The organism is Actinomadura sp. NPDC023710 (genome assembly GCF_040639875.1).
Lineage (GTDB): Bacteria > Actinomycetota > Actinomycetes > Streptosporangiales > Streptosporangiaceae > Spirillospora > Spirillospora citrea.
Genome location: NZ_JBFAGB010000099.1, coordinates 1 through 4,548, shown reverse-complemented (window position 1 = coordinate 4,548; position 4,548 = coordinate 1). Strand labels below are relative to the sequence as shown.

The following is a 4,548-nucleotide window of genomic DNA, read 5'->3' as shown; positions in this document are numbered from 1 at the left end:
GTCCATCGAGATGCGTGACACCGACGAGGACGTCTTCCGCGCCGCGGAGGAGCTCGGCATCGACCTCTCCCGCCGCCCGAACGAGGGCGCGATGAGCGTCGACGAGGTCTGAGAACTCAAGGGGAAAACAGTTGCTTGACGTCAACTTCTTCGACGAGCTTCGCATCGGTCTGGCGACCGCCGACGACATCCGCCAGTGGTCGCACGGTGAGGTGAAGAAGCCGGAGACGATCAACTACCGGACCCTCAAGCCGGAGAAGGACGGGCTCTTCTGCGAGAAGATCTTCGGTCCTACCCGCGACTGGGAGTGCTACTGCGGGAAGTACAAGCGCGTCCGGTTCAAGGGCATCATCTGTGAGCGCTGCGGCGTCGAGGTGACCCGCGCCAAGGTGCGCCGTGAGCGGATGGGCCACATCGAGCTGGCCGCGCCGGTCACGCACATCTGGTACTTCAAGGGCGTCCCGTCCCGGCTCGGCTACCTGCTGGACCTGGCCCCGAAGGATCTCGAAAAGATCATCTACTTCGCGGCCTACATGATCACCAGCGTGGACGTCGAGCGGCGCGACCGCGACCTGCCGACGCTGGAGGCCCACATCTCCGTGGAGCGCCAGCAGATCGAGCAGGCCCGCGACGCGCAGGTCGAGGCCCGCCAGCAGAAGCTGGAGGGCGACCTGGCGGAGCTGGAGGAGGCCGGCGCGAAGGCCGACCAGAAGCGCAAGGTGCGCGACGGCGCCGAGCGGGAGATGAAGCAGCTGCGCGACCGCGCGCAGCGCGAACTCGACCGCCTCGACGAGGTCTGGAGCCGCTTCAAGAACCTCAAGGTCCAGGACCTGGAGGGCGACGAGCTGCTCTACCGCGAGATGCGCGACCGGTTCGGCAAGTACTTCGAGGGCGGCATGGGCGCCGCGGCCATCCAGGCGCGGCTGCAGAACTTCGACCTCGACGCCGAGGCCGAGAAGCTGCGCGACATCATCCGCACCGGCAAGGGCCAGAAGAAGGCCCGCGCCCTCAAGCGGCTGAAGGTCGTCTCGGCGTTCCTCAACACCCGCAACAGCCCGCTCGGCATGGTGCTGGACTGCATCCCGGTCATCCCGCCGGACCTGCGTCCCATGGTCCAGCTGGACGGCGGCCGGTTCGCCACGTCCGACCTGAACGACCTGTACCGCCGGGTGATCAACCGCAACAACCGGCTCAAGCGCCTGCTCGACCTGGGCGCTCCCGAGATCATCGTCAACAACGAGAAGCGGATGCTGCAGGAGGCCGTCGACGCGCTGTTCGACAACGGCCGCCGCGGCCGCCCGGTCACCGGGCCGGGCAACCGTCCGCTGAAGTCGCTGTCCGACATGCTCAAGGGCAAGCAGGGCCGGTTCCGGCAGAACCTGCTGGGCAAGCGCGTCGACTACTCCGGCCGTTCGGTCATCGTCGTCGGCCCGCAGCTGAAGCTGCACCAGTGCGGCCTGCCCAAGCAGATGGCGCTGGAGCTGTTCAAGCCGTTCGTCATGAAGCGGCTGGTCGACCTCAACCACGCGCAGAACATCAAGTCCGCCAAGCGGATGGTCGAGCGGGCCCGCCCGGTCGTGTGGGACGTGCTGGAAGAGGTCATCACCGAGCACCCGGTGCTGCTGAACCGGGCGCCGACCCTGCACCGGCTGGGCATCCAGGCGTTCGAGCCGCAGCTGGTCGAGGGCAAGGCCATCCAGATCCACCCGCTGGTCTGCACCGCGTTCAACGCGGACTTCGACGGCGACCAGATGGCGGTGCACCTGCCGCTGTCCGCCGAGGCGCAGGCCGAGGCGCGGATCCTGATGCTCTCGACCAACAACATCCTGAAGCCGTCGGACGGCAAGCCCGTCACCATGCCCACCCAGGACATGGTCATCGGCCTGTACTGGCTGACGACGCAGAAGGACGGCGCGGTGGGCGAGGGTCGCGCGTTCGGCTCGATCGGCGAGGCGATCATGGCCTACGACCGGCACGAGCTGGACCTGCAGGCCCGGATCCAGATCCGGCTCAAGGACGTCCCGCCGCCGCGCGGCTGGAAGGCGCCCGAGGGCTACGAGCCCGGCCGGCCCTACCGGCTGGAGACGACGCTCGGCCGCGCGATGTTCAACGAGACGCTGCCGGACGACTTCCCGTTCGTGGACGACGAGATCGGCAAGAAGCAGCTCTCGGCGATCGTCAACGAGCTGGCGGAGACCTACCCGAAGGTGGCCGTCGCCAACGCGCTGGACGCGCTGAAGAGCACCGGGTTCCACTGGGCGACCAGGTCCGGCGTCACGATCGCGATCGACGACGTCATCACGCCGCCCAACAAGGCGGAGATCCTGGGCGGTTACGAGGCGCGCGCCGAGAAGGTGCAGCGGGAGTTCAACCGCGGCCTGATCACCGACGACGAGCGCAAGCAGGAGCTCATCGAGATCTGGAACAAGGCCACCGCGGACGTCGCGGTGGACATGGAGAAGGCGTTCCCGAAGGCCAACCCGATCTGGATGATGATCCAGTCGGGCGCCCGAGGCAACCCGCTCCAGCTCCGCCAGATCGCCGGTATGCGCGGCCTGGTCTCCAACCCCAAGGGCGAGACCATCCCGCGTCCGATCAAGTCGTCCTTCCGCGAGGGCCTGTCGGTCGTCGAGTACTTCATCTCGACGCACGGCGCCCGCAAGGGCCTGGCCGACACCGCGCTGCGCACCGCCGACTCGGGTTACCTGACCCGGCGCCTGGTGGACGTCGCGCAGGACGTCATCGTCCGCGAGGAGGACTGCGGCACCGACCGCACGATCCCCTTCGAGGTCGCCGACCGCCTGCAGGACGGCACCCTGGTCAAGCTCGCCACCTCGGAGACGAGCCTGGTCGGCCGCACCATCGCCGAGGACGTCGTCGTCGACGGGACGGTCATCTTCCCCGCCGACACCGACCTGTCCGACGCGGTCGTGTCCCGCCTGGTCGAGGCGGGTGTGGAGAAGGTCCGCACCCGCAGCGCCCTGGTCTGCGAGGCCAAGATCGGTGTCTGCGCCGCCTGCTACGGCCGCTCGCTGGCCACCGGCAAGCGGGTGGACGTCGGCGAGGCCGTCGGCATCATCGCCGCGCAGTCCATCGGTGAGCCCGGCACGCAGCTGACGATGCGCACCTTCCACACCGGTGGTGTGGCGGGCGGCGACATCACGCACGGTCTGCCGCGTGTCCAGGAGCTGTTCGAGGCCCGCATCCCCAAGGGTGTGGCCCCGATCAGCGAGGTCGCCGGCCGCGTCAAGATCGACGAGACGGAGAAGGCCCGCAAGGTCGTCGTCGTCCCGGACGACGGCTCCGACGAGATCGCCTACCCGGTGCCGATGCGGTCCCGCCTCCTGGTCAAGGAGGGCGAGTCCGTGGGCGTCGGCCAGCAGCTCATCGCGGGTGCGATCAACCCGCACGAGGTGCTGCGCATCCTCGGTCCCCGCGCCGTGCAGCTCCACCTCGTCCAAGAGGTGCAGGAGGTGTACCGGTCGCAGGGCGTGTCGATCCACGACAAGCACATCGAGATCATCGTGCGCCAGATGCTGAAGCGGGTGAACATCCTGGAGTCGGGCGACACCGACCTGCTCCCGGGTGACCTGGTCGAGCGTCCGATCTTCGAGGAGACGAACCGGAACGTCGTGGCCGAGGGCGGAGTCCCCGCCGCCGGCCGCCCCGTCCTGATGGGCATCACCAAGGCCTCGCTCGCCACCGAGTCGTGGCTGTCGGCGGCGTCCTTCCAGGAGACGACCCGGGTGCTCACCGAGGCCGCGATGCACGCCAAGAGCGACCCGCTGCTCGGCCTCAAGGAGAACGTCATCATCGGCAAGCTCATCCCGGCCGGTACCGGCATGCCGCAGTACCGCAACGTCCGGGTCGAGCCGACCGAGGAGGCGAAGGCGGCGGTGTACTCCGTCGGCTCCTACGACGACGGCGCCGAGTACGCCTTCGGGCAGGGCTCCGGCGAGGCCGTCCCGCTGGAGGAGTACGACTTCGGTCAGTACAACCGCTGAGTCGGCTGACACGCGCCGGCGAAGCACAAGGTGAGGCCCCTTCCGGATTCCGGAAGGGGCCTCACCCGTTCCCGGGCACGATGAGGCCGGGGCGGGCCTGCCCGGATCCGGCAGTCCTTGCCAGCAGTGGCTCCGGTGCCGACTGGCGTCGTCCACCTCCTCTGGGACGGTCTCCTGTGTGAAGTCCCGCTTGCGGGAGCCAATCGAAACACCAGAGGGAGACGTAATGCGCGAACGCGTGACGTCCCAGAGCAGCGACCCCCGGGCCGCCGCTTACGAGGCGCTGGAGACGGCCAACGCCACCAGCCAGACGGTGGACCTGGAGGTCAGCGGCGAGGTCGTCGAGGGCATCCACTCCACGGAGCTGATCGTCGCGGTCAGCCCGGGTACCTCCCCGGACGCCGTCGCGAACGACCTGCGCGCGGAGGCGCGGAGGCAACACGCCCAGGACGAGCAGCGGTGAGCTGATCACCGTTGACGTGAAGCGGGGGCCGGGCCGCCCGGGCCCCGAGCCCAAGGTGATGGTCCAAACCACGCCCCCCCC

At 68.8% G+C, this 4,548-nt stretch carries 2 protein-coding genes; both read left to right on the top strand.

The features are described 5' to 3' along the window. The first annotated feature begins 131 nt into the window (after positions 1–131). Positions 132–4,004: a DNA-directed RNA polymerase subunit beta' gene (locus tag AB0H37_RS44885; RefSeq protein ID WP_179837704.1), complete on the top strand. Its 3,873-nt coding sequence runs from the start codon at positions 132–134 to the stop codon at positions 4,002–4,004. Positions 4,005–4,230: 226 nt separating this feature from the next. Next, complete coding sequence (locus AB0H37_RS44880) at positions 4,231–4,467, top strand: hypothetical protein (protein WP_360618837.1); 237 nt, start codon at positions 4,231–4,233, stop codon at positions 4,465–4,467. The last annotated feature ends 81 nt before the right edge of the window (positions 4,468–4,548 follow it).

Coding starts and splice junctions, on each gene's coding strand:
- AB0H37_RS44880 (WP_360618837.1), top strand. CDS start 4,231: ATGCGCGAACGCGTGACGTCCCAGAGCAGCGACCCCCGGGCCGCCGCT.